Raw genomic sequence first — 23,795 nt, 5'->3', positions numbered from 1 at the left:
AGCGGGCTTTGTAATGTATGAATCTAGTTTTATTCGTGTCTGCGAATCATAAGACGTTGTAAGTTTGGGTTTGCTGCGTCATTTCGCTGTGGGGAAAATAAAGGAAAACGAAATAACACCGGAAGCGGTCTATATGAACCGGCGAAATTTTATTCGTGCGGGTTTACTTGCAGGTTCGGCCGTGACAACCGGAGCGATATATAAAGTCTTTGCTCCTTCTGGCGGGAACATCAAGGACACTGCTCCAATACAAGGTGAGATCGGACGGTCATCTTTCGCTACCGATGAAAAGCAAAACACATTTGAGGAGATAACGAATTACAACAATTTCTACGAGTTTTCTTCCAGCAAGACCGGCGTTGCTGAAAAAGCAGCAAGAATGAATCTACGGCCGTGGACGGTTGAGATCGGCGGTCTTGTCCATAAACCAACGGTTTTCGATATTGACGGAATCCTTCGCTTTCCCCAAGAAGAGCGGATCTATCGTTTCCGATGCGTCGAGGCATGGTCGATGGTTATCCCGTGGGTCGGTTTTCCGCTGAAGCTTTTGCTGGACAAAGTAGAACCCTTTGGCTCCGCAAAGTACGTTGCCTTCGAAACCTTGTATGATCCCAATATTATGAGAGGCTCATTGGCCGCCGGCATCGACTTTCCTTATGTTGAGGGCCTGCGGCTTGATGAAGCGATGCATCCGCTGACGATACTCGCGACGGGATTGTACGGAAAACAGATGCCGCACCAGAATGGAGCTCCGATCAGGCTGGTCGTACCCTGGAAATACGGTTTCAAAAGCATTAAATCGATCGTTCGTATTACCTTGACCGCCGATGAGCCGCGAACGACCTGGAGCCTTGCGGCGCCGAACGAATATGGTTTTTATTCGAACGTGAATCCTGACGTCGATCACCCGCGATGGTCGCAGAAGCGAGAAAGAAGGATCGGTGAAGACTGGACAATGCGCGACACGTTGATGTTCAACGGTTATGATGACGAGGTTGCACACCTATACAGCGGAATGGATCTAAAGAAGTATTTTTGACAAGCTCGTGATCATCTTTTCAAGGCAATGAACGATATCCGGTTCAATAAGATACTGATTCTTGTAAACGCGCTGGTGCCTTTATCGTTATTGGCTTTAGATGCCTGGAGAGGAAGCTTGGGAGCAAACCCCATAGAGTATTTCCTCCGCGCGACGGGTATCCTTACGTTGGTGTTTCTGCTTCTAACTTTGTCGGTAACACCTCTAAGACGAACTCTTCGCCGCAATGACCTTATCAAATATCGGCGAATGGTGGGCCTGATCGCATTTGCTTATTCCTTTCTTCATTTAACTACGTACGCTGTGTTTGACAGGTCGTTCGATACCAGCGGGATCGTGACCGATGTTCTTCAACGTCCGTTTATCGCGGTCGGGATGACGGCATTTTTATTGATGGTGCCGTTGGCCCTCACCTCTACGGGCGGGATGATAAAAAGGGTCGGGGGCAGGAACTGGGCTCGTCTGCACAGGCTCGTGTATCTGATCGCGATCCTTGGGGTGATCCATTTCTGGATGATCGTAAAATCTGATGTATTTTATCCGGCGATATTCGCGGGTTGTTTGCTGGTTTTGTTTGCCGCTCGTATTTGGCCACGTGGCAACACAGTCGGCTCAGGGCGAACAGCGAGAGAAATTTAGATCTTCGACGCTGCGTGTACCTTTCGTCGGTAGTCATCTCCAGAAAGTTTTATCGTCCGGCACATTTCGTAAAGCCGTGAACGAAGCCGCACGCCGATGCGCTCTTCCAGAGTTTCTTCACTCGCGACCCGCTCGTCAAAATAATTGGTAGTAAAGATGGTGTGCTTGTTGTCGTTGTAACGTGTATTGATGATGTGTGACATCGTATCGCGAACCCATTCGGTCGGTTTTGAAGCGCCCAGCTCATCGAGCACCAGTACGTCGGTACTAAAAACCGGAGAAAGAACGGCGAGTTCTGAGGTCTGGGTAAAGGCATTGTAGGAATCCTGGATCTCCTTTAAGAGCGTCCCAAATTCATAGAAAAGGCATGAAAACCCTCTTTCAGTCAGTCCTTTTAATATCGAAACTGCGAGATGAGTTTTGCCGACCCCAACGGGCCCCATCAACAAAAGTCCCTGATCTACAGCCGGAAAATCGTCGATGAACTTAATGCAATAGTTGAGCGCGGCTCTTTGCGACGAATGCGACGGGTCCGGTTTGAAGCTGTTGAGGTGGCAGTTAGCATATCGGCGCGGAACTCGGACAGCAAGGAAGGGATCCGAGGTGTTGTCATTGCGCTGACATTGGCAAAGCATTGCTCCCTTGCCTTCTATCACCTGCATTCCCGATCCAAAACACAGCGGGCATTCTGATAGCTCTGGTGGATCGGGCGCAACATCAAGCCCAAAAGAGCTTGCGGTTCTTGAGGAACCATCATTGATCGAACGAGCTTTCGGCATATACGTGTGTATTTGGAAATTATAGCATTTAGCCGTTCCGACACGATACCTGAACAATGTAGTATATTTGCTTGTAACAAAAGTTCAGTTCTAGTTTATGTCATTGCTGCGTAGTTTATTGATCAAATTGGGTTTAGCGGAAACGCGGGTCAAACGTTCGCCGATCTCTGTGTTTTTGCTCGATGATGATCACCGTCGTCACAGATGGTTCAAAAAGCGTTTTGAGGGTGATGAGATCGTGATTGCGGAAACTGTTGAGGAGGCAAAAAAGAACCTAACAGAAGGATCTTTTGACGCAATATTTCTTGATCATGATCTTCTTCCCCATCATTATGAGTCCAATGATCATAATGATTTTGCTAGTACAGGCTACGCGATCGCCGAGTTTCTTACCGAGCGCAGCGACCTTCAGCGTGCGGCAACCATAATAGTCCATACGCGCAATGCAGATGCTGCAATTCCAATGGTGCAAAAGCTCAGGGAAACAGGACGAAATGTAGAATACTGCGCATTTCCGATGCTAGATCTAAAGATAAGGAACTACTGGCAACGGTAAGTAGAAAAGGTGATCGTCTATCACCGGCATACAACACCTAAACAAGATTTCTGATCACAGAATAATTTCTAACTGCAGCGATCGATCGGTTTATTACCGACCAAGCCATTGAAGATTCCGGAGCATGATGCCCGTTAGAAGCATAATCAAAGCATTGCTCCGATCGTGAAATATCAGCTATAAGTATTTCCCTCTATGGTTACCTGGATCGGATCCCGTTGAGGATGAGGTCTGCAACCGCCGCGGCCTTTAGCTCGATCTCTGAGCGTTCGCCGAGTTCATACGCACTCAGGCTGTAAGGGAGAAGCGCATTGGTTGAATCCAGCAATAAATTGGCAGTTTCTTCTGCATCATTGAAGGAGAAATCGCCTTTCTTTTTTCCTTCTGACAGCACTGCTGCAAATATTGCGGCTTCCTCTTCAAAATTGCGGCGGCGTTTCTCGAGTAATTTTGGCCGGATAACAGCGAGAAGCTCATTTAGGCTTTGGGTATAATGCTGAACACTGTCAAATCGAAACATCACCCGTTCGATCAACATTTTGCGGACACGTTCCTTGCAATCACCAGGGCTCCCGGCGATCGACCGCAGTCGTTCCTTTAGTTGGGTGACTATGCGGTCAATGTGGGAAAGAGCTATTTCTTCCTTGCTCTTAAAATGCAGATAAATGCTGCCTTTGCCTATCCCTACCTCAGCAGCGAGGTCGTCGATGGTCATTTTTTTATAACCATAGCGAGCGAGCAGGCGGTCAGTAGCGTCCAGGATCGCATCTCGCATAGAACTCGGTTTGGCCGTGTCGCTCATAGGCATCTCTGAACATATGACCAATTTAGTATTATGGTCATTTCATAAGACTAAGACATTCTGTAGATAACTTCAAAATTACGTCAAAAATTTTATGGGAATCTGCAAATGAAAGTAAACGAAAGTATAAAGATCGCTGACGGAGTAAAGGGTTATTCAAAGTACTTTCGCCCGGAAAGTTTTTTTGGAAGGAGGTCATCTGTAGCATTCTCATCTTTTTTACCGTATCCGAGTTCTTCCATAAATTTTGTAGGGGCGTTCCTAAGCTCCATGGGGACGGGAAGATTCCCGGATCGTTTGGCGTCTTCAATAGCCTTACCTATCGCGGATGTTGAGCTTCTATCTTTTGGTGCATTCGCAAGATAAGCAACGCCATGCGCAAGATTGTGAACGCATTCCGGCATTCCTATACTTCGGACCGCTTCAAATACTGCGTTAGCGACGACTAGGGCCGTTGGCTGGGCAAGCCCGATATCTTCTGACGCAAAGATGACCATCCGGCGGGCGATGAATTTTGGATCTTCACCGGCTTCTAGCATTCGAGCAAGGTAATACATAGCGGCATCGGGTTTTGAGGCTCGCATTGATTTTATGAATGCGCTTATAACATTGTAATGCTCTTCGCCTTTCTTGTCGTAGCGAAGAAATTTTGACTGAAGGGTTTCCTTAAGATTCTCAAGCGAGACCACCTCGTAGAGGCGGGCCGTATTCTCGATCATTGTGATAGCTTGACGTGCATCGCCGTTCGCCATTTCAACAAGCCAAGAGCTTGCCTTATCATCTAGAAAGAAGCCGGTCCGGCTAATGATCTCCATCATCTCCTCATCAGAAAATTCCTCCAGAATAAAGACACGCAGCCGAGATAGTAGAGCGGGTATCACCTCAAAACTTGGATTTTCGGTTGTTGCACCGATCAGTACAAGACGTCCGCTTTCTACGAAGGGGAGCAGGTAATCTTGCTGTGCCTTATTGAAACGGTGTATCTCGTCCAGAAACAGCACCTTGGGTTTGGGGCCTTTTACGTCAGGCGGTTCATTGTTCACAAGATCATCAAATTCGAATCCGGCTTGTTGCAAATGCGAGTGTTTTCCTTTGGATGGTTCCATCGAATTCCCAACTTCAACTATCCGCCGTATGTCCTCTTTTCCTGCTGAGACGGCTGAAAGTTCGTGAAATTCGGCGTTAATCGCATTCGCATATATCCGTGCAAGTGTTGTTTTTCCCGTTCCCGGCGGCCCCCACAGAATGAAAGAAAAAATATGGCCGTTCTCGATAGCAACGCGCAAAGGCTTTCCGTCGCCAACCAAATGACGCTGGCCGACGTATTCCTCCAGACTTGCGGGCCGTATACGGCTTGCCAGTGGCTCCGTCTTTTTCACTTGGATTAGATTATCTTCAAAGTTAATATGCTCGGGCGAAGACGACGCGTTTCGCCGAATCTTTTCCCGAATAAATGCATTTACCGGCTTCTTCTATTGTATTCAGTGGGATGCAGCGGATAGTAGCCTTGGTCTCTTCCTTGATCTTTTCTTCTGTTTCAGAAGTTCCGTCCCAGTGAGCCATCACGAAACCACCTTTCTCGATCTGTTTAGTAAACTCTTCCCAACTATCGACATTAAAGGTGTTCTCCTCACGGAACTTCAATGCCTTGGAGTAGATGTTTTGCTGTATCTCGTCCAGCAATGCACTAACATGATCTGTGATGCCATCGATCGGACGCGACTCTTTGGTCAATGTGTCGCGTCGGGCGACCTCGATAGTTCCGTTCTCAACATCACGCATACCAATACCAAGTCGAACCGGAACACCGCGAAGTTCATATTCTGCAAATTTCCATCCCGAACGCTGGTTGTCGCTGTCGTCATATTTGACGGAAATACCTTTTGCTTTAAGATTTTCAACGATCGGGGCGACGATTTCGCTGATCGTCGTAAGGTCTTCGGCTGATTTATGGATCGGAACTATAACGACCTGTATCGGTGCAAGTTTTGGCGGGAGTACCAATCCGTTATCATCGGAGTGAGCCATTATCAACGCACCCATCAGCCGAGTAGAAACGCCCCAGCTTGTCGCCCACGGGTATTCGAGCTGATTTTCTTTGTTCACGAACTTCACATCGAAAGAACGTGAGAAATTCTGTCCAAGGAAATGCGAGGTGCCGCATTGGAGGGCTTTGCCGTCCTGCATCAAACCTTCAATACAATAGGTTTCGACAGCACCTGCAAATCTTTCGTTCGCGCTCTTAATTCCCTGGACAACAGGTAACGCCATCCAGTTTTCCGCGAAATCTGCATAGACACGAAGTATGGTTTCGGTCTCCTCGATCGCTTCCTGTTCGGTTGCGTGCGCGGTGTGCCCCTCTTGCCAAAGAAATTCAGCGGTGCGAAGAAAGATACGAGTTCGCATTTCCCAACGGACAACATTCGCCCATTGATTTACGAGTATCGGCAGATCGCGCCATGATTGGATCCATCCTTTATAAGCGTTCCAGATAACGGTCTCAGAGGTTGGGCGGATGATCAGCTCTTCCTCAAGTTTCGCATTCGGATCGACAATGAGTCCTTTACCGTCAGGGTTTGCCTTCAGACGGTAGTGCGTTACCACGGCACATTCTTTTGCGAAGCCTTCGGCGTGTTCTTCCTCAAGTTCAAGAAAGGAGCGAGGGACAAATAGAGGGAAGTAGGCATTCTGATGGCCGGTCGCTTTGAACATATCGTCCAGCGCTCGCTGCATCTTCTCCCATATAGCAAAACCATATGGTTTTATAACCATACAGCCTCGAACGGCGGAATTCTCAGCCAGGTCGGCGCGCCTGACTATCTCGTTATACCATTCGGAATAGTTCTCCGAACGCTTCGGAAGTGCTTTGCTCATATCTGATCCAAGTAGACTTGCAGCTCCCCAAAAGAGCCAAAATGAAAATCATAAGCGATTGCCCGGTATCAGACAATTCAACGGCCCATCCTGAGGGCGGCCGCTATGTGTCCAATTGTTGATCTCTGTGCTAAACTTTCGCCTTTATGACCGAACTCAACCTGGATTTTCAGGACACCGCCACTGCATTCGCAGACAGGACCGACAGGGAACTGAAAGAAAAATACAGGATGTTCCGTTTGATGAATTCTCCTGTGCTCAATGGTTTAGGAACTGGGATGGCCAAGTTTGCTCTCTCCCTAGGACTTCCTGTTGAGGGCTTAATAAAAAACACTGTATATGAACAGTTTTGCGGCGGTGAGACTATTGAAGAGTGTCAGCCGGTGATCGAGAGACTCGGGCGTTCAGGAATAGGCACCATTCTTGATTATTCCGTTGAAGGGAAGACTACTGAAGCTGAATTCGATTCGACAAAGGACGAGATCATTAGAACCATCAAAAGGGCACGGAACGACGATAGGATCCCATTCGCGGTTTTCAAGATGTCCGGCATCGCGCCACTAGGTACGCTCGAGAAAATGAGTGCCAAAAAGGCGCTAGATGCAAAAGGCCAAACAAAGTGTGAGCATATTCATTCGCGTGTTGAGGCTATATGCTCGTTTGCTGCTGAGATCGGACAGCCGATCTTTATCGATGCCGAGGAATCATGGATACAGGATGCCATCGACAGGCTTGCGACCGAGATGATGGAACGCTTTAACCGCGGACGGGCGATCGTTTACAACACCATACAACTTTACCGAAAAGATAGACTTCAATTTCTCCGCGAATCAAGGCGAAGGGCGAGCAAGGATGGATACATCCTTGGGGTTAAACTGGTCCGCGGGGCTTATATGGAAAAGGAGCGGCAACGTGCCGAGGAGATGGGATATCCTTCGCCGATCCACGACGATAAGGCAGCGACCGACGCAGATTATGATTCGGCGATCGAGTATTGTTTGAAACATCTGGACGAGGTCTCTTTTGTTGCCGGGACCCACAACGAGGCGAGCACGCGAATGCTTGCGGAGCGCGTGCTTGCGGAAGGAATGATCCCAGATCATCCGCATATCTATTTTTCACAGCTTTACGGAATGAGCGACAATCTTTCGTATGTGCTCGCAAAGCATGGTTTCAATGTTTCGAAATACCTGCCGTATGGACCGGTTCGAGACGCTTTGCCTTACCTGATCAGGCGGGCGGAGGAAAACACATCTGTCGCCGGACAGGTAAGTCGAGAACTGGACCTCATAGCAAAAGAGCTAAAACGACGCAAGCTATCGTAATCCAAGCAGCAGGCGGATCGACCTGTCAGAAACTGGTTTTTCAGCTGAGCGGCCCCATGCTAAATATGCTGCTAACTCATCTTCAGTCAATGTTTTGCTAGCAATGCGAGAGGTCTGAGTGCTTTCGAATGCTCTTTGGGTAAGGGCGACATGAGGAATAGCTGTCTTCATTTTCTTGCCGGTGTTTATCGCAGACAATGCATGATCAACTTCGAAAAAGAGATCCTCGTATGCTCGAACGTGTACTATCGGTTCATCAACCTCTTCAACGGACAAAACCCTCAAAACGCCAAAACCGCTTTCTACCTGAAATACAAGAAAATCACCGCTTTTAAGTTCAATCATAATTGGTAACATTAAGAATCTCACATTATGTTGGTGTTCCCAATTGGCAAATTTCGCTCAATGATCAGATGCAAGAGGAGTGCGATTTCGAGTTTTTATGATCTGGTGCAATAATTATCTGTTTGGTTCATATAAATATTGTTAATCGGAGATCTAGTAATAATGCCAGAGGAAAGAAATGCAGTGATAATAAGTGCGGCTCGAACGCCCACGGGCAAATTCCAGGGACTTTTGAAGGATTTTACGGCCCCTGAGCTTGGTGCGATCGCGATCAAAGAAGCGGTGAAACGAGCGGGTGTTGACGGCTCATCGATCGATGAGGTGATAATGGGCTGCGTAGTTCAAGCGGGTATTGGTCAGGCACCGGCAAGACAGGCAGCAATGAAGGCAGGGCTTCCGCCTGAGGTCTCAGCCTTGACCGTTAATATGGTTTGCGGTTCGGGATTGCGTGCTGTGGCTTTGGCTGCTCAGTCCGTCAAGCTGGGCGATGCCGAGATGGTTGTAGCGGGCGGAATGGAGTCTATGTCAAACATTCCATATGCGATGCCCGGTGCACGCGACGGCTACCGTATGGGAAATCAAACGGTTACCGACCTGATGATCCACGATGGCCTATGGTGTCCGTTCGAGAACTGGCATATGGGAAACACCGGTGAGGTCGTCGCTGAAAAGCATCAGATAACCCGTGAAACACAGGACGATTTTGCCTACAATTCGCACCGAAAGGCCGCGGAGGCACAGGCGGCAGGACGTTTTGCGGACGAGATCATTCCAATAGAGATACCTCAGAAAAAAGGCGACCCGATTGTGTTAGATTATGATGAGCCTGTGCGTCCGGATACCACGGTTGACGCTCTCGGAAAGTTAAAACCTGCATTCAAAAAGGACGGAGGTACGGTTACAGCAGGCAATGCTCCTGGGGTCAATGATGGAGCATCCGCGCTTATGGTAACATCGGCCGAAAAGGCGGCGTCTCTCGGTAAAGAACCGCTCGGACGGATCGTGTCGTACGCTGTGTCCGGAATCGAGCCGAAATATATTATGCTGGCACCGGTCGAAGGCGTTAGGCGTGCCGTCGCGAAAGCCGGATGGTCGCTCGAAGACGTTGAACTCTTTGAGTTGAACGAGGCATTTTCAGTCCAAGCCTTAGGCGTGATGAAGGAACTCGGGATAGACCCGGAAAAGGTTAACGTAAATGGCGGGGCTGTTGCACTTGGTCATGCGATCGGCAATTCCGGGGCACGTGTTCTCACCACGCTTCTTTATGAAATGAAGCGTCGCGGAGCCAAGCGCGGAGTGGCCGGCTTATGCCTTGGCGGCGGAAACTCGGTCGCGATGGCGGTAGAACGTGCCTGATCTTTGGGCACGGTAGGTAAGAAAGCTTTAACGGGTCTGCAAAAGTTCTTATGCGACCCGTTCATTTACTGGGGCTCGCTGTGATGCAAGCTAAGGAACACACAAATTTGTTGAGCATTTTCGCGTGGATATACGCGGGATTTCAGGGCGTTTTTGTTGTCTTTTTCCTTCTGTTTGCACTTCTTTACGGAGGGATGGGTATTGCAATGTCCCTTACAGCGAAGAATTCTGAATTGGCCGGGATCATTGTCTTCGCGGTGATGGTAATTCTATTTGCAGCAATCTCCGTCTTTGGTCTTATTTGTATGATCGCGAACATTCAGATGGGACGCCGCTTGCGGAGCGACACGCCGCCGACACAAAAACGGATGATAGTTACATCGGTCCTTAACTTTCTGAGTTGGGCTTGTGGCGGAGTGTTTCTTATGCCGTTCGGTATCGCTCTCGGGGTTTATGGGCTTTGGTTCGCACTTTCTGATCTCGGAAAAGCATATCTCGCCGGACAACCATACCAGTTTCCTGCCGTGCCGCCGCCCATACAACAGTATCAAGCAGCCGGCCACTTTGATGTAAGGAGCCATCAGCAGCCGGATCCCTACCGCTGGCAGTAGTGTTGTATTTATCGAATGATCGGAACGGGCGTGGCTTATTCGGGCCGCCCGTTTTGTTTTGTCTTTATGTTTAGTTATCTTGTTAATAAACGTTGTATCTGAATATTTTATTGATCTTGGAAGGTAACAGATGATCGGAACCATAGGTGTTATTGGCGCCGGAACAATGGGTAATGGTATCGCACAGACGGCAGCAAATGCTGGCTTTGATGTAGTGATGTGCGATGTCAGCCAGGAGCTTCTTGACAGAGGCTTCTCAAATATCTCAAAGAGTCTCGACCGCTTCGTAAAAAAGGAGACGATGACTGAGGAACAAAAGGCGGAGGTGCTTGGACGCATCAGGACCACAACGGATCTCGGGGACCTGAGGGACTGTTCGCTTGTCGTAGAGGCGGCGACCGAGAATTTTGAGATCAAGAAGACCATTTTTGAGAAGCTGGATACGATCTGCGGTGCGGATGCGATCCTCTCCTCAAACACATCATCGATCTCGATCACGAAGATCGCCTCGGTTACAAAGAGACCAGAAAAAGTTATTGGTATGCACTTTTTCAATCCCGTTCCGTTGATGAAGCTGGTTGAAGTTATCCGTGGCATAGCTACCTCAGATGAGACCTATAAGACTGTTGAGGAGATCTCAGAGAAACTCGGCAAAGTACCGGTCGAATGCAATGACTTTCCGGGATTTGTCTCGAACCGTGTGCTGATGCCAATGATCAACGAAGCGGTCTTTGCCCTGCACGAAGGCGTCGCGAGCCGCGAGTCGATCGACGAGATAATGAAGCTTGGCATGAACCATCCAATGGGGCCGCTGACATTAGCGGATTTCATCGGGTTAGACGTCTGTCTCGCTATTCTTAATGTTCTGCACGAAGGTCTCGGCGATCCGAAATACCGTCCCTGTCCACTCCTCAAGAAGTACGTTGACGCGGGCTGGCTTGGACGCAAGTCTGGCAAGGGCTTCTACGATTACAGTTGATCGGTGAAAGACCTCTGGCAAATTTAGGAGCCTGTTTAGCAACCCGAAGGCAGTGGTATTGTCCGCTGATTAGATAGCTCGCATCAGATGCACAAAGATCTCCGGTCCTACATCGATACCTTACGTCGTGAAGATGAGATGGTTGAGGTCTCCGTGGAGGTAGATCCGTACCTGGAGATCGCAGAAATACATCGACGCGTCATTGAAGAACAAGGAAAGGCACTTCTCTTTACTAACGTAAACGGGTCCCAATTTCCGTTAGTTACGAACCTTTTTGGGACAATGAAGCGGATCGACCTTGCTTTTGGTAAGCGCCCGGAGGAGTTTGTTCGCCGTGCGGTTCATATGGTTGAGGATCTCGTGCCGCCCAAGCTCGGAAAGCTTTGGGCTTATCGAGATATGGCGTTTACCGCAATGAAGCTGGGGACGAGAAAGGTTACCAATGCTCCGGTACTTGAGGCACGTCAGGATACGGTGGACCTAACCAAGCTTCCTCTTTTGCAACTATGGCCGGAAGACGGGGGACATTTCATTACCCTTCCGCTTGTCTATACAGAAAGCCCCTCAAACGGGAAGCCAAACCTGGGGATGTACCGCATTCAGCGATATGACGCCACGACAACGGGAATGCACTGGCAGATCGGTAAGGGCGGCGGATTCCATTATTACGAGGCTGAGCAGAAGAATGAGCCGCTCAACGCGACTATATTCATTGGCGGACCACCTGCGTTGATCCTGTCTGCTATCGCACCGCTTCCCGAGGATGTTCCGGAACTAATGCTCGCATCACTTCTTGCAGGCTCTAAGATCGGTATGGCGGATAATCCGATCGTCGGACATCACCGGCTGGTCGCGGAAGCAGAATTTGCCATATGCGGCCATGTTCCCCCGAAGAATCGACATCCGGAAGGTCCGTTCGGTGATCATTACGGCTATTATTCTCTAACGCACGACTATCCAGTATTCCATGCAAATGCGGTCTTTCATCGCAAGGATGCGATCTATCCGGCGACCGTTGTCGGCAAGCCGCGGCAAGAGGACTTTTTCATAGGCGATTATTTGCAGGAATTGCTCTCGCCGCTCTTCCCACTGGTTATGCCAGCGGTCTTCGATCTTTGGAGCTACGGAGAAACGGGTTTTCACTCGCTTGCGGCGGCGGTAGTCCGGGAAAGATATGGAAGGGAAGCTCTATCAGCCGGTTTCCGTATTTTGGGTGAGGGACAACTTTCCCTGACAAAGTTTTTGTTGCTTACCGATAAACCGCAGGACCTCCGAGATTTCCGCTCGCTTTTCGAGCATATCCTCGCTCGCGTTGAGTGGCACCGCGACCTTTTTATTTTTTCCCAAACAGCATTCGATACGCTGGATTACGCAAGCGGTAAGATCAATCATGGCAGCAAAGCTATATTGATGGGAACCGGCGAAGCGAGGCGCGAGCTGAAGAGGGAGTTCAGTGGGGAACTGCCTAAGGGCATTCGGTCAGCGAAACCATTTTGTGCAGGCTGCCTGGTCGTTGAAGGCGAAGCTTATGAGAGCGAGCCTGATCTTGGGCAGCGGCTTGCATCATTAGACATATTTGACGGATGGCAAATGATCATCTTGCACGACAGTATCAGTTATGCGGATTCGACCGAAAAGTTTTTATGGGCAACATGGACGCGATTTGATCCGGCACTTGATATTTCTGCCCGGTCAACCGCTGTGAACAAAAACCATATAGCTTACGAAGCTCCTATAGTCATCGATGCCCGGATGAAACCGTGGTATCCAAAGGAGGTCGAACCTGCAGGCGGGACCGTCGCACTGGTCGATCGTAGATGGGGAGAGTACGGTATCAATTAGGGTTTATTTTTTTACAAGGCCTTTGTCGGCCATCTATCGCAACATACCCGTAAAGAAAAATGAAAAGGTGGCTGAAACGAACTATTCAGATCTTTGGAGTATTTGCGATACTCCTTTCATTACTTCTTTCCTACGCCTATTTTATCGAGCCCAGACAGTTCGTCATTATAGAAGAAACCATCAGCGTGCCCAATTGGAGCAAACAACTTGACGGTCTTCGGATCGTAACCATCGCCGATATCCATACAGGCTCGAACTATGCCCCGCGTGAACGTGTTAGGTTTGTTGTTGAACAAGCAAATGCACAGAACGCCGACGTGATAGTACTTCTCGGTGACTACGTGAGCGAGGCAAAATGGGATCGCGGGTGTGTCAGGAAGCGCGAAGCCGAAGGCGACTGCACAGAACTAAGGATCCCTTTTGATGAGATCGCTGAGGACCTTAAGGGGCTTAAGGCCAAATACGGCGTATATGCGGTTATTGGTAACCATGATTGGTATCACAATGAAAAGAAAGCAAAACGGCTATTGGATGAGATGGCCGGGATTCGGGTCTTGAATAACGAGATCGCCGAGGTAAAGATCAATGAAGAAACGTTGAGGATATGGGGGATCGAGGATTGGTATTTAAACCGGCGTGTTCCCACCGAAGCATTTGATGCTCTGGAAGAGAAAAAGAACATCATCGTAATAACTCACAATCCGGACACGATTCTCTCGACGTCTCGACCGGGACAAAGAATCTTCAGGAACAATTGATGGAGAAGGATATCCCGTTCCTGAAACGCATCCTTCCGACAAAATTCACCGCTGAGTATATGAAAGGGCGCGGGAATTACGCCTGCATCTATCGCGTACACAAGGCGGAAAATCAGCCTATCCTCGACGGCCTTGATCAGATGGACCACTTCCGCACGGTCGCAGATTGGATGAAGGAAACAAAGACCGGCGACCGGGCCGAGCTGGTCGATCTTCCGGAGAACTTGAGTTTTTGGAACAGGATAAACGCCCGCGGCGACATTTGCATCGGACAAAAATGCCCTGATTTTGAGCCCTGTTTCATTACCAGAATGCGCGATCGTGCCGACGGCGCGGATATCGTCGTGGTAAATCATCATCTCTTTTTTGCGGATCTTGCCGTCCGGGGTAACAAGTTTGGTCGGGTGATACCTGATTACGGAGCCGTGATATTTGACGAGGCTCATCTTATCGAGGACGTTGCATCAGATTACTTCGGTTTTCAGGTCTCGAATTTTCAGATCGACGAACTGGCCCGCGATACTGACAGCCTTCCAATATTCGATGCGATCGTAACGCGAGAACTTACGCGGATCGCAGCAAAAATAGTCGGCCTTGCTGAACAATTCTGGATCAGATTCTCGCAGGCAAGGTTTGATGGCCGCTATCCGCTTTCGCCGGATATTTTTTCGATGACCTCGCGCAACAATGGAGCCGAGCCGACGCCTTTGGGTGAGGCACACGACGCCCTCGATAAGGGACTTGCTTCGCTGGAAAGTGCCCTCGATGTATATGCGGAAAAGCTCCCGGAAGCGGAAAGCCTTTTGCGTCGCACACGGCAGACACGCTTTGACCTCGATTTTATCGTTACGCAGACCGAAAAGAATTACGTTTATTGGCTAGAGCGCCGCGGGCGAGGGATATTTCTGCGGGCATCGCCGGTTGACGTTTCTGAGCTGCTCCGCGAGAAGCTTTTCGATAAAGTGGAAACTTGTATCCTCACATCTGCAACACTTTCCGCGGCAGGTTCCTTCTCATTCGTGCGTGAGCGTCTGGGCCTTGACGCGGCGAATACAGACACATTCACCGCTGCGACTGCGTTCGACTATGAGAAACAGGCCGTGTTGTATCTTCCGCGGTCAATGCCCGATCCGAGAACGCCGGAATTCAGCCAGCTTGCCGCCGGAGAGATCGTTAAGGTGCTTGAAGTTACAAGAGGCCACGCATTTGTTCTCTGTACAAGCAATTCGTCGATGAACACATTGTTTGAACTGGTCTCCTCAAGGGTTAACTACCCCTGCTTTATTCAGGGTTCGATGTCCAAGACCGGGCTCCTCGAACGTTTCCGAGAAACTCCGAATGCGGTGCTTTTTGCGACCGCCAGCTTTTGGCAGGGAATTGACGTACAGGGCGAGCAGCTCTCCTGTGTGATCATCGACAAGCTTCCTTTTGCGGTCCCATCAGACCCGGTTGTTGCGGCGCGTTCCAGATCTATCGATGAGAACGGCGGTCGTTCATTCACGGATTACAGTGTTCCGCAGGCTGTCATATCACTAAAGCAGGGCATTGGACGATTGATCCGAAGCCGAAGCGATCGCGGTGTGGTAGCGGTCCTTGATCCACGCCTTCGCACAAAGCCTTACGGGAGAACATTTTTAGAGAGCCTTCCAAGAATGCGCTTGACCGACGACCTCCGAGTGGTTGCAGATGTCTTAGGAATGAACGAAAGCTAAGTTAAGTGAACTATCCGCAGGCAGCTTTTCTTTATCTGCCCTTAATTCATATACTTTAAGGCATTCAAATGAGAGCTCGAGGGGAATTAATCGATTTGTTTGGTTTGATCGTACGAAGGACGATCTGTGTGCTCGTCGCTGTGTTGTTCCTGGTACTTGTTCATCAAACGGTTCCGGCACAGCAGAACGGAAATTCCAATACGTCACCTTCGCCCTCACCAACACCGATACCAGTTTCAGCAATCAGTTCGGAATCTGACAGGACACTCGGGCGGATCCGAGAGATCAGAACATTTCTTGACGATCTGCAGGTCCCGCCCGCAATAGCTTCAGGACTTGATGGTATATTGCCCGAGATCGAAGAGATGCTCGAGGCCCGTTCCTCCGCAGGGTCGGGACAAACGAGTCTCGAAGCGATCAACTCGCAGGAGCGTGAATGGCAGTCGGTAAAGACTCGGGTAACCTCCTGGAGAACTTCTCTTACGGAGCGATCGACTGTCTTGGATGAACGCATTGCCGAGATCAGGGCACTTCGCGACCGCTGGAACGAGGCGGTTTCGACATTAAAAGCCGGAGCCGATCAAGGAAGTCAAACGGATCAGACCAGCGGAAATTATGACATCGTGCCGCCCGAATTGATCGTCCGCGCGGAAGAGGTCTTTTCATCGCTTACTGAACTCGAAAAAGCGGCAAGCGAGAAACGGTCGGAATTTCTTGCCGTCGGGGTTCGGCTTTCCGAGGTTGAATCCAGGGTCGATGCAGAGCTTGCCTCGATCAAGCGAACCCGCGAACGCGAGCTCATAAACATTTTTTCGCTCGACAGCCCACCTATCTGGAAAGAGAACTGGCAGGAGGGGCTTTCAAATACTGGTGCGGCCATTCGCCAAACGATAACTCGACAAGCAAACGAACTCACAAATTATGCCCGGCGATCGCCACAGCGATTTGTCGCACACGGACTTCTTCTATTTGGACTTGTCGCGCTTCTTTATTGGGCAAGGCGAAAGATCGTGCCGCTCGTCGAGGATGAGCCGAAGCTGCGTCGCCCGGCAGCTTTCTTTCAGATGCCGATCGCTGCGGGACTTGTGCTCTCTTTTGTTTTTGTAGGTGTTCTTTATCCGCAGACGCCAAGGTTACTTACAACCTTGTTGGGTGTTGCAGTAATAGTTCCGGGGATCCTTATACTTCGGCAGATAGTCGAACGTCCGATAAACTATCTGCTCTACGGCCTGCTCGGGCTTTATATTGCCGATCGAATTCGAGAGCTTTTACAGGATCTTCCGCTGCTGTCGCGCTTGATATTCTCTGTTGAGATGATCGCGGCCTGCTCATTCCTGATCTGGTTCTACACCTCGAAGCGCGTCGAGCAGAACGTCGAGGCGGGTTCCTATGCGCTTTTCACTCGAGTCAGGCGATTCGTTCCGATAGCCGTCATCGTATTGGGCATCGCCTTGGGGGCGAACCTTCTCGGCTTTGTTTCGCTTTCATATCTGATCGGGAACGGCGTTCTTCGTTCGGCCTATGCCGCATTGCTGCTTTATACGTTTGTTCAGATATTGATCAGCGCTGTTGCATTCTTGCTTCGCGTCCGGCCGCTTTCACTGCTCAGCCTTGTTCGGAATAATCGTTTGCGTGTTCGCCAAGGCATTACACGCGGGCTTAATTGGATCGTCGTCGCTCTTTGGGTATACATAGTCCTTGGGCTTTTCTCGATCCGAGATGTCGTCCTCGGTGTCATCGGTGACATCATAGGTTTTACCGTCCACATCGGCGAGATAAGCTTTACCATTGGCGACATTTTGCTTTTCGCAGTTATGATCTGGGTCGCGGTGTTGGTCTCGCGATTTGTACGGTTCGTGCTGCAAGAAGACGTTTTTCCGCGAATGGACCTTGGTGCTGGCGTAGCTTTTGCCATCTCTTCGGTTATTCACTACCTCATACTGATCTCTGCTTTTCTTATGGCGATCGCCGCCGTCGGCTTTGAGATCTCGCGTTTTGCTATTGTCGCGGGAGCGATCGGGCTTGGCTTGGGCTTTGGGCTGCAAAATATCATAAACAATTTCGTGTCCGGGCTGATACTGCTTTTCGAGCGCCCGGTAAAGGTTGGCGATACCGTTCAGATCGGTCAGCACATGGGCTCGTTAAAACGGATCGGTCTTCGGGCAAGCGTGGTAAGAAAGGTTGATGGGTCAGACGTTATAGTCCCCAACAGCAAATTGATATCTGATGAGGTTATCAACTGGACTATGATGGACGATCGTCGCCGCGTAGATATCCCGGTCGGCGTCGCGTACGGAACCGAACCGGAACGAGTTCTAAAACTGCTTCTGGAAATTCCTCGTGGCGACGGCAGGATACTTACCGAACCCGCACCGAGATCGCTGTTCGTCGGACTTGGTGATAGCTCGCTTGATTTTGAGCTCCGGTTCTGGACCGATGATAAGAATGACTGGGTCGCTCTCCGTAGCGAGATGCTTTCCGAGGTCTATAAAAAACTGAACGATGCCGGGATCGAGATCCCGTTTCCACAACAAGACCTCCACATCCGAACCGTTACCGATACGGTCTTAGAAAAATTCCCCAGCTTAGATAATGCTCGGAAAAAGAGTGACGAGGATTAAAGTAATTCTATGGTTTCATTTTTTGAGGTAATGATAGAGCGGGATTTTTCGTCCGCGCACCAGCTCCGCGGGTACAAGGGGAAATGCGAGAATCTGCACGGGCACAATTATAAGGTTGAGATCTACGCACGCGGCGAGGAGCTGAACAATATTGGATTGCTGATAGATTTTGGCGATCTAAAGAAGGCCGCGGATGAGATAGTTCGATATCTCGATCACAGAAACCTAAATGAACTGCCGCCCTTTGATGAGGAATTGAACCCTTCGGCGGAGAATATCGCCCGCTATTTTGTCGAATATCTAAATTCACGCATCGGCGATGAGCGCGTGCGTGTTTACAAAGTGCGGTGCTACGAAACGCCGACCAGCGTCGCGACATTCCAGATCGAGTAGATCAGATCTTTAACCGCAGGACCTTGTTTATACCGACAGAATCTCCGTAGGGAAATGTAATTGTCCCGACGCGGTCGAAGCCGTATTTTTCGTAGAAACCAAGTGCTCGGGAATTCTCTTGCCAGACTCCTAGCCAAAGATATTGAAATCCAAGTTCGCGGGCACGCTCGATCGCAAAACGCATCAGCCTATCTCCAACGCCTCTGCCCCAAACGCGCTCCAGCGTGTATATCCGCTTTAGCTCAATGGAGACCGCCGGGTCTATTCCCTCTGCTTCCGTTCCGAACATAAGCTTAATGAAACCGACGGCTTTTCCATTAAGCATCGCAAGATAATACTCGATCGCCGGATCCGAGAACTCGGCCTTTATGACCTCAGGAGCAAATGTTTCGATAATGTAGTTCGAGAGATCTGACGGTGTGTCCTGCTCAAAATATGCCTCATAAAAAGTAACACCGCCGAGCACGGAAACAATAGCCGCATCATCGCCCGACGCACGCACGATCCTAAGATTCTCAAGGTCTTCGCGGTTCACGCCTAGCAAATATTATCTATGATCAGGCGGTGCCTTGTCTTTATTAACCTGGATCATCTGCGATATGCGAGATATAGCAAGAAAAACCCGGTCAGAGGCCTGTGGCCAGTTATGATACTAGATGTTTACACGCACTCTGAGATCTTCCGGAAAAGCCTCTACATAACAAATTGATCGAATACCCTATAGGTTGAGATTCTGGAGCCACCCATCGGACTTGAACCGATGACCTTTCGATTACGAATCGAATGCTCTACCAACTGAGCTAGGGTGGCCGATCGTGCGGCAGCGGAAATATTCCGCAGAAGTTCGGCTACTGAGGCCCGCGAATGTTGAGCAAAAGGCGGAGCTTATGCAATAAAAGCCGAATTTGAAACTATAAAATGCGCGTCGGAAAGATGTCAAGTAACTGGCTATCATAGGCAAAACAAGGCGAAGCGGGAAGATCGACACACGGCCTCATCCTTTCTTTGATCTCGGATGAAAGTTCTCATAGGCGGTTTTCAAATGGGCATCCGTAATGTGCGTATAGATCTGCGTTGTAGAGATATCCGCGTGACCGAGCATCTGCTGAACGCTTCGGATATCGGCTCGGTTCTGGATCAGATGCGTCGCGAATGAATGTCTTAGCGTATGCGGCGATACATCTTTTAGGCCACACTTTTCGCTCTGCTCCTTTATCATCGAATGGATCTGCTGACGGGTTAGCGGCTTGCCAAAGGCTGAGACGAAAAGATTATCAACAGTAATTTTCTCGATCTTTCGCCGCTCGGCAAGATATGCCCGAAGCCACTTTATAGCATTCTTCCCGATCGGAACACGTCGCGTTTTGCCTCCCTTTCCGGTGCAGGTGAGAATGCCGCCGTCCAGATCGGCATTCTGAACCTTTAGATTTACAACCTCAGAGACCCGAAGGCCGCAGGCATACATCAGCTCCAGCATTGCACGGTCGCGCAGCCCCGAACCCGTTTCAACATCCGGCTGCGAAAGCAACAACTCCATCTCGTGCTGCGTCAAGAATTTCGGTAAATAAAAACTCTTGAATGGCGTATCCAGATCTTCGGCCGGGCTTTTTTCAAGATGTCCGTCGGTCATCAGAAATTTGTAGAACCCGCGGACAGAGCTGATCAGCCTCCGCTTAGAACTCTCAGAAATGCGTCCGCCAGATAGATCGATCAGCCATTCTCTGAGGTCTTGTCTTGTCAGCGACAAAAGCTGAAGTCCGTTCTTCGCGGTCCAAGCATCGAGCTTTCTGAGATCGCGCTCATAGGCTTCGAGCGAGTTCTTTGACAGGCCCTTTTCGACACGGACGTAAGAGATGTATTCGCGAATATAGTCTCGGTTCACTGGGCCAATTCTAACATCAGTAGGGAATTTCTGAACCGTCCGGAGCCATATCATTATGGTAGCCATTGGGACAGCCTTCGGTCTGGTGAAGCAGACCATCGTTATCCCGAAGCGAACGGAACGCCAGCTGTCGACTTAGGTTGAATGAACGAAGGTCCGAGATCTGGCCAAGCTCACGATAACGGTAATGAAGACCGGACCCAAGCGAGCACTTGTCTTCAGGCCGCATTTCCGGAAACGCCTGCATCAGCACCGGAATCGCGTCGTCGCTAAGAGTTGAATGGTAATAGGCGTCAAATTCACGTCCCTGCTGCATTAGCTGGATGTTCTTTCGGGCGATGAAGTGGTGAGGATTCATTAAATTTGCAGCTCCAAGTATGAGGATCGCAGACCAAAGAGCGCCCCAGGCGAAATTGTTGCGTTGTCCGCGAAGAACTGTCCAACCGAACCACACAAAGACAACAGCCAGCCAGATCATCACCACCATCGGATAAAAGCGCACAGTCGTCCAGCCATAACCGAGCTCTCCGGTCAGCAACACAAGCCGCTGCATTGCTGAAGCCATTATCACGAAAAGCAGTATGATCTGAATACCTGCGAGGACACGGAACACCAATTCATTCTTCGTGTCATCCCGGCGAAGCAGCCAATGCGATAAAAGGAGCACAGGTAAAACAAGGAATGAGACGGCTACTAACTCGCCAAAACCGCGGCGCGCAAAATCGGCAAGCTTAAGATCGGGAGTGTTCTGGACAAATTCAAAACCGCCGAAAAGATAAGGCAGCTGAAAGACCACAAAACTTACAAACAGGACATTCAGCGTGCCAAGGATGATCAGAGTCTCAACAGTGCCGAGAGTGAAAACCGAGGGAAGCTTTGTGTTGTCAAAATTCTGCCAATGGTATTTTCGATTGGTCTTAAAACTAGAAAGTGAGGCGTTATCGGCTGCCGCAGTTGCTTGTTCCGCATTTGGCGGATCGCTGATGTTTATATGTTCCAGTATCGTCGCATTGTTAGGAAGAGAAGAGCCCTCCGCCGGCTCAGATGCAAAACTCTCAACAAAGCTCGTTGTAGCGGCGGGATGCATTCTGTTTGGGGAAACTGCAGGATCTTCTTTGGGAATAACAGAAACATTTGACGCAGGAACTCCCGCGGCAGTTTGTGAAAAATGCTCGACCATTGTGCCGCGGAAATACCCTGCCACGAGCCAGGCGAGAAGCGACGTAAGCATCACGTGTGAGATGATCGTCTCAACATCAAAATTTACCAAACGGTTCGCAAAGTCCTCGAAAGCAGCATCTGCTGCCATGAACAGCGCACCAAACACCAGGAAGAGCGGAAGCGCTATGGCGATACCCCGAAAAACGGAGACAACACTCCTGCTAAGCCGGTTTCCGGGCATCTCTTTCCAATCTATGTCCGCACCTAGCAGAACTAATGGGGCAAACAGTGAACTGATACCGGACCATACAGAACCCGCAATGTAATGAAAGATTCCGGCGACGCGCTGATCAATACCGAAGTTCGGCAATATCAACACGCCCATTAATACAATGATCATAAACGTGTCCCAAACAAGCAGTTCTTCAGCATCGCGGATCAAGAACATCGACGCGAAGAACACCATTGCCGCCTGCAAGGAGAGCGTTCGCAACGTCAGCAATTCCGGTCGATGACGATAAGCGACAGCGATCATCCCAATAACGAACACGCTAACGAAAAAGAATGCGTTCAAGCCCCAAGGGGTTTGCCTAAGCAAGAAGTTCCCGGCAAGACCGATAACGGCAGCGGTCGCTAGTATCTCAATTCCAATGCGTGTTTTGCGTCTCATTTCTGTTACCTACAGGTATGTGTAACCGTTAATGCGAATTGTTTGACAATTGGCTTTCATTGCCTCATTGCCTTTATCAGCGTTTCCATATGATCCAAATAATGTTCGAGAGCCCTGCGCCCTGCGGCGGTGATCTTGAATTCGGTCAGTGGCATCCTATCGAGGAAAGATTTCTTGACAGAAATGTAACCGGCCTCTTCGAGCTTCCGGGCATGCACGCTTAAATTCCCATCGGAGGTATCGAGAAGCTGTTTAAGATCTCCAAAGCTGAGTTTTTGGTTTGCTGCGAGTGCACTGATGATCCCGAGCCGGATACGCTCGTGGATGACTTTGTCCAGATCACTGGAAACCGTGCCGGCAGCCTTCTCTACACGAAGTGCTGGACGGTACTCATCTTTCTTTGATCTCGCCAGATTTCTTGCCATAACTATTTCTTGATAACTATCCGCCCATCCGTACAAGCGCACCCCAAACCATAACCAATCCAAACAATACAGCCAGCACCGCAATTGCCTTGCTATGCGTTGCGATCAGAACCCTCAAAGCGACCTCGATCGCAAGACCGGCAGACAAAAGAAGTATGCCCGCCGCGATAAAGTCCAGCGATGTCCAGTGGACGCCTTCGACGCCAAGCTTCATTGCAGCGAATGGGATCAGCAGAAGAAAGCCGACCGTGAAGACAATTCCTATCAACCTAATATTTTTCATAGATGCATTCGCCCCTATCTTTGGACTTCATCCTCCGTACCTTCGCGCAATGATCGCCCCGAAAATGATGTGCAGAGCCCCAAAGCCAAGAGCCATAAGGTAATTTCCGTATCTCGGAGAAACTAGAAAAGCCGAGCCGCCGAGGGCCATAAATATCCAGCCCATTATCGGAACCGCCCGTATCGAAAACGCCCCGCCCGTAACCACTGCCGCCCCGTAACAGAGCAGCCAGACCGGTACCATCACTTCGTAATGTTCGTAACGCCAGAGTCCTAACGTGATAGCAACGCCGCACAACAATGGCGGAAGAAACCCAAAGGCAAATTTGCGGGCGGGCGTCGAGATGAGCGATTGCTCGGCTATCTTTGACTTTTGCCACATCGCGAGCATTCCAATAGCGGCGGCAAGAAATGCCTCTGTCAGCCAAACGATAAGCCAGTTGCGCAAATAGACCTGCTGAGCTGCGATATAGGCCGCTCCGATCGCCGTAACGCCCATCAGCATCCCGCCGTATCCGGGAACCGCGGTAAAGCTGGCCGAGCGTTCCATTGCCTCGCGGATATACCGTAGGTTATCGATCGCCCGGTCGGAGATGTTGATCGGATCTTCTGATCGCTGCTCGGTGCGGATAGGTCGTATCTTCGCCATTGCAAGAATTAACTTAGGCCAAGTAGTAATCATTGTCAAGTACTTTGTGTCACAAAGCAGCATCATCTTCTTCCTCGTGAATCCTTATCTGCAGA

The 23,795-nt window shown here is 49.8% G+C and carries 23 protein-coding genes and 1 tRNA gene; 12 read left to right on the top strand and 12 right to left on the bottom strand.

Annotated features, from left to right (window positions below; translation table 11 throughout):
- Positions 1 to 88: 88 nt before the first annotated feature.
- On the top strand, positions 89 to 1,039 hold the full coding sequence (gene msrP, locus JVX88_RS02360) for a protein-methionine-sulfoxide reductase catalytic subunit MsrP (protein WP_225931328.1): 951 nt from the start codon (positions 89 to 91) through the stop codon (positions 1,037 to 1,039).
- Positions 1,040 to 1,066: 27 nt separating this feature from the next.
- The gene (locus JVX88_RS02355; RefSeq protein ID WP_211625384.1) at positions 1,067 to 1,678 is read left to right on the top strand and encodes a sulfite oxidase heme-binding subunit YedZ; all 612 of its coding nucleotides are present in this window, start codon (positions 1,067 to 1,069) and stop codon (positions 1,676 to 1,678) included.
- On the opposite strand, the gene JVX88_RS02350 is transcribed toward JVX88_RS02355, so the two are convergent.
- Complete coding sequence (locus JVX88_RS02350; RefSeq protein ID WP_211625383.1) at positions 1,675 to 2,457, bottom strand: ATP-binding protein; 783 nt, start codon at positions 2,455 to 2,457, stop codon at positions 1,675 to 1,677. The genes JVX88_RS02355 and JVX88_RS02350 overlap by 4 nt on opposite strands.
- Positions 2,458 to 2,554: 97 nt before the next feature.
- Between JVX88_RS02350 and JVX88_RS02345 the strand changes: the two genes are divergently transcribed.
- Positions 2,555 to 3,013: a cyclic-phosphate processing receiver domain-containing protein gene (locus JVX88_RS02345; RefSeq protein WP_211625381.1), complete on the top strand. Its 459-nt coding sequence runs from the start codon at positions 2,555 to 2,557 to the stop codon at positions 3,011 to 3,013.
- Between the two features lie 199 nt (positions 3,014 to 3,212).
- Here the strand turns inward: JVX88_RS02345 and JVX88_RS02340 are convergent, their stop codons facing one another.
- From JVX88_RS02340 to proS, 3 genes are all read right to left on the bottom strand, one after another.
- On the bottom strand, positions 3,213 to 3,815 hold the full coding sequence (locus JVX88_RS02340; RefSeq protein ID WP_211625378.1) for a TetR/AcrR family transcriptional regulator: 603 nt from the start codon (positions 3,813 to 3,815) through the stop codon (positions 3,213 to 3,215).
- 152 nt (positions 3,816 to 3,967) lie between these two features.
- On the bottom strand, positions 3,968 to 5,194 hold the full coding sequence (locus JVX88_RS02335) for a replication-associated recombination protein A (protein ID WP_211625376.1): 1,227 nt from the start codon (positions 5,192 to 5,194) through the stop codon (positions 3,968 to 3,970).
- A gap of 22 nt (positions 5,195 to 5,216) precedes the next feature.
- On the bottom strand, positions 5,217 to 6,689 hold the full coding sequence (proS, locus tag JVX88_RS02330) for a proline--tRNA ligase (protein ID WP_211625374.1): 1,473 nt from the start codon (positions 6,687 to 6,689) through the stop codon (positions 5,217 to 5,219).
- 146 nt (positions 6,690 to 6,835) lie between these two features.
- Here proS and JVX88_RS02325 point away from each other — a divergent pair, with 146 nt between their 5' ends.
- Complete coding sequence (locus JVX88_RS02325; RefSeq protein ID WP_211625372.1) at positions 6,836 to 8,014, top strand: proline dehydrogenase family protein; 1,179 nt, start codon at positions 6,836 to 6,838, stop codon at positions 8,012 to 8,014.
- On the opposite strand, the gene JVX88_RS02320 is transcribed toward JVX88_RS02325, so the two are convergent.
- Positions 8,006 to 8,359: a hypothetical protein gene (locus JVX88_RS02320; RefSeq protein WP_211625370.1), complete on the bottom strand. Its 354-nt coding sequence runs from the start codon at positions 8,357 to 8,359 to the stop codon at positions 8,006 to 8,008. The genes JVX88_RS02325 and JVX88_RS02320 overlap by 9 nt on opposite strands.
- Positions 8,360 to 8,521: 162 nt before the next feature.
- Between JVX88_RS02320 and JVX88_RS02315 the strand changes: the two genes are divergently transcribed.
- The 8 genes from JVX88_RS02315 to queD all read left to right on the top strand — a co-directional run bounded on the left by JVX88_RS02315 (position 8,522) and on the right by queD (position 18,631).
- On the top strand, positions 8,522 to 9,715 hold the full coding sequence (locus JVX88_RS02315; protein ID WP_211625369.1) for an acetyl-CoA C-acetyltransferase: 1,194 nt from the start codon (positions 8,522 to 8,524) through the stop codon (positions 9,713 to 9,715).
- A 50-nt stretch (positions 9,716 to 9,765) separates the two neighbouring features.
- Entirely contained in the window at positions 9,766 to 10,326 is a 561-nt protein-coding gene (locus tag JVX88_RS02310; RefSeq protein WP_211625367.1) for a hypothetical protein, read from the top strand.
- Between the two features lie 130 nt (positions 10,327 to 10,456).
- A complete protein-coding gene (locus tag JVX88_RS02305) occupies positions 10,457 to 11,305 on the top strand; it encodes a 3-hydroxybutyryl-CoA dehydrogenase (RefSeq protein WP_211625364.1) in 849 nt (282 codons plus the stop codon).
- An 87-nt stretch (positions 11,306 to 11,392) separates the two neighbouring features.
- On the top strand, positions 11,393 to 13,147 hold the full coding sequence (locus JVX88_RS02300) for a UbiD family decarboxylase (protein ID WP_211625363.1): 1,755 nt from the start codon (positions 11,393 to 11,395) through the stop codon (positions 13,145 to 13,147).
- Between the two features lie 59 nt (positions 13,148 to 13,206).
- Entirely contained in the window at positions 13,207 to 13,905 is a 699-nt protein-coding gene (locus JVX88_RS02295) for a metallophosphoesterase (protein ID WP_211625361.1), read from the top strand.
- A complete protein-coding gene (locus JVX88_RS02290; protein WP_211625359.1) occupies positions 13,905 to 15,617 on the top strand; it encodes an ATP-dependent DNA helicase in 1,713 nt (570 codons plus the stop codon). Before JVX88_RS02295 ends, JVX88_RS02290 begins: the two co-directional genes overlap by 1 nt.
- 68 nt (positions 15,618 to 15,685) lie before the next feature.
- Positions 15,686 to 18,238, top strand: a complete 2,553-nt coding sequence (locus JVX88_RS02285; RefSeq protein ID WP_211625357.1) for a mechanosensitive ion channel family protein — start codon at positions 15,686 to 15,688, stop codon at positions 18,236 to 18,238.
- 9 nt (positions 18,239 to 18,247) lie between these two features.
- The gene (gene queD / locus JVX88_RS02280) at positions 18,248 to 18,631 is read left to right on the top strand and encodes a 6-carboxytetrahydropterin synthase QueD (protein ID WP_211625355.1); all 384 of its coding nucleotides are present in this window, start codon (positions 18,248 to 18,250) and stop codon (positions 18,629 to 18,631) included.
- A gap of 1 nt (position 18,632) precedes the next feature.
- Here the strand turns inward: queD and JVX88_RS02275 are convergent, their stop codons facing one another.
- From JVX88_RS02275 to JVX88_RS02245, 7 genes are all read right to left on the bottom strand, one after another.
- Positions 18,633 to 19,166: a GNAT family N-acetyltransferase gene (locus JVX88_RS02275; protein ID WP_211625353.1), complete on the bottom strand. Its 534-nt coding sequence runs from the start codon at positions 19,164 to 19,166 to the stop codon at positions 18,633 to 18,635.
- A 199-nt stretch (positions 19,167 to 19,365) separates the two neighbouring features.
- Positions 19,366 to 19,441: transfer RNA gene (locus JVX88_RS02270), tRNA-Thr, on the bottom strand.
- Between the two features lie 184 nt (positions 19,442 to 19,625).
- On the bottom strand, positions 19,626 to 20,513 hold the full coding sequence (xerD, locus tag JVX88_RS02265) for a site-specific tyrosine recombinase XerD (RefSeq protein ID WP_211625351.1): 888 nt from the start codon (positions 20,511 to 20,513) through the stop codon (positions 19,626 to 19,628).
- A 16-nt stretch (positions 20,514 to 20,529) separates the two neighbouring features.
- Positions 20,530 to 22,344: a DUF4173 domain-containing protein gene (locus JVX88_RS02260; RefSeq protein ID WP_211625349.1), complete on the bottom strand. Its 1,815-nt coding sequence runs from the start codon at positions 22,342 to 22,344 to the stop codon at positions 20,530 to 20,532.
- A gap of 56 nt (positions 22,345 to 22,400) precedes the next feature.
- Positions 22,401 to 22,769, bottom strand: a complete 369-nt coding sequence (locus JVX88_RS02255) for a winged helix-turn-helix domain-containing protein (RefSeq protein WP_211625347.1) — start codon at positions 22,767 to 22,769, stop codon at positions 22,401 to 22,403.
- A gap of 16 nt (positions 22,770 to 22,785) precedes the next feature.
- Positions 22,786 to 23,052: a hypothetical protein gene (locus JVX88_RS02250; RefSeq protein ID WP_211625345.1), complete on the bottom strand. Its 267-nt coding sequence runs from the start codon at positions 23,050 to 23,052 to the stop codon at positions 22,786 to 22,788.
- 27 nt (positions 23,053 to 23,079) lie between these two features.
- A complete protein-coding gene (locus tag JVX88_RS02245; protein WP_211625343.1) occupies positions 23,080 to 23,700 on the bottom strand; it encodes a hypothetical protein in 621 nt (206 codons plus the stop codon).
- Positions 23,701 to 23,795 lie beyond the last annotated feature (95 nt).

Source organism: Leptolyngbya sp. 7M, from assembly GCF_018128485.1.
This window is presented reverse-complemented; position numbering and strand designations above follow the sequence as displayed.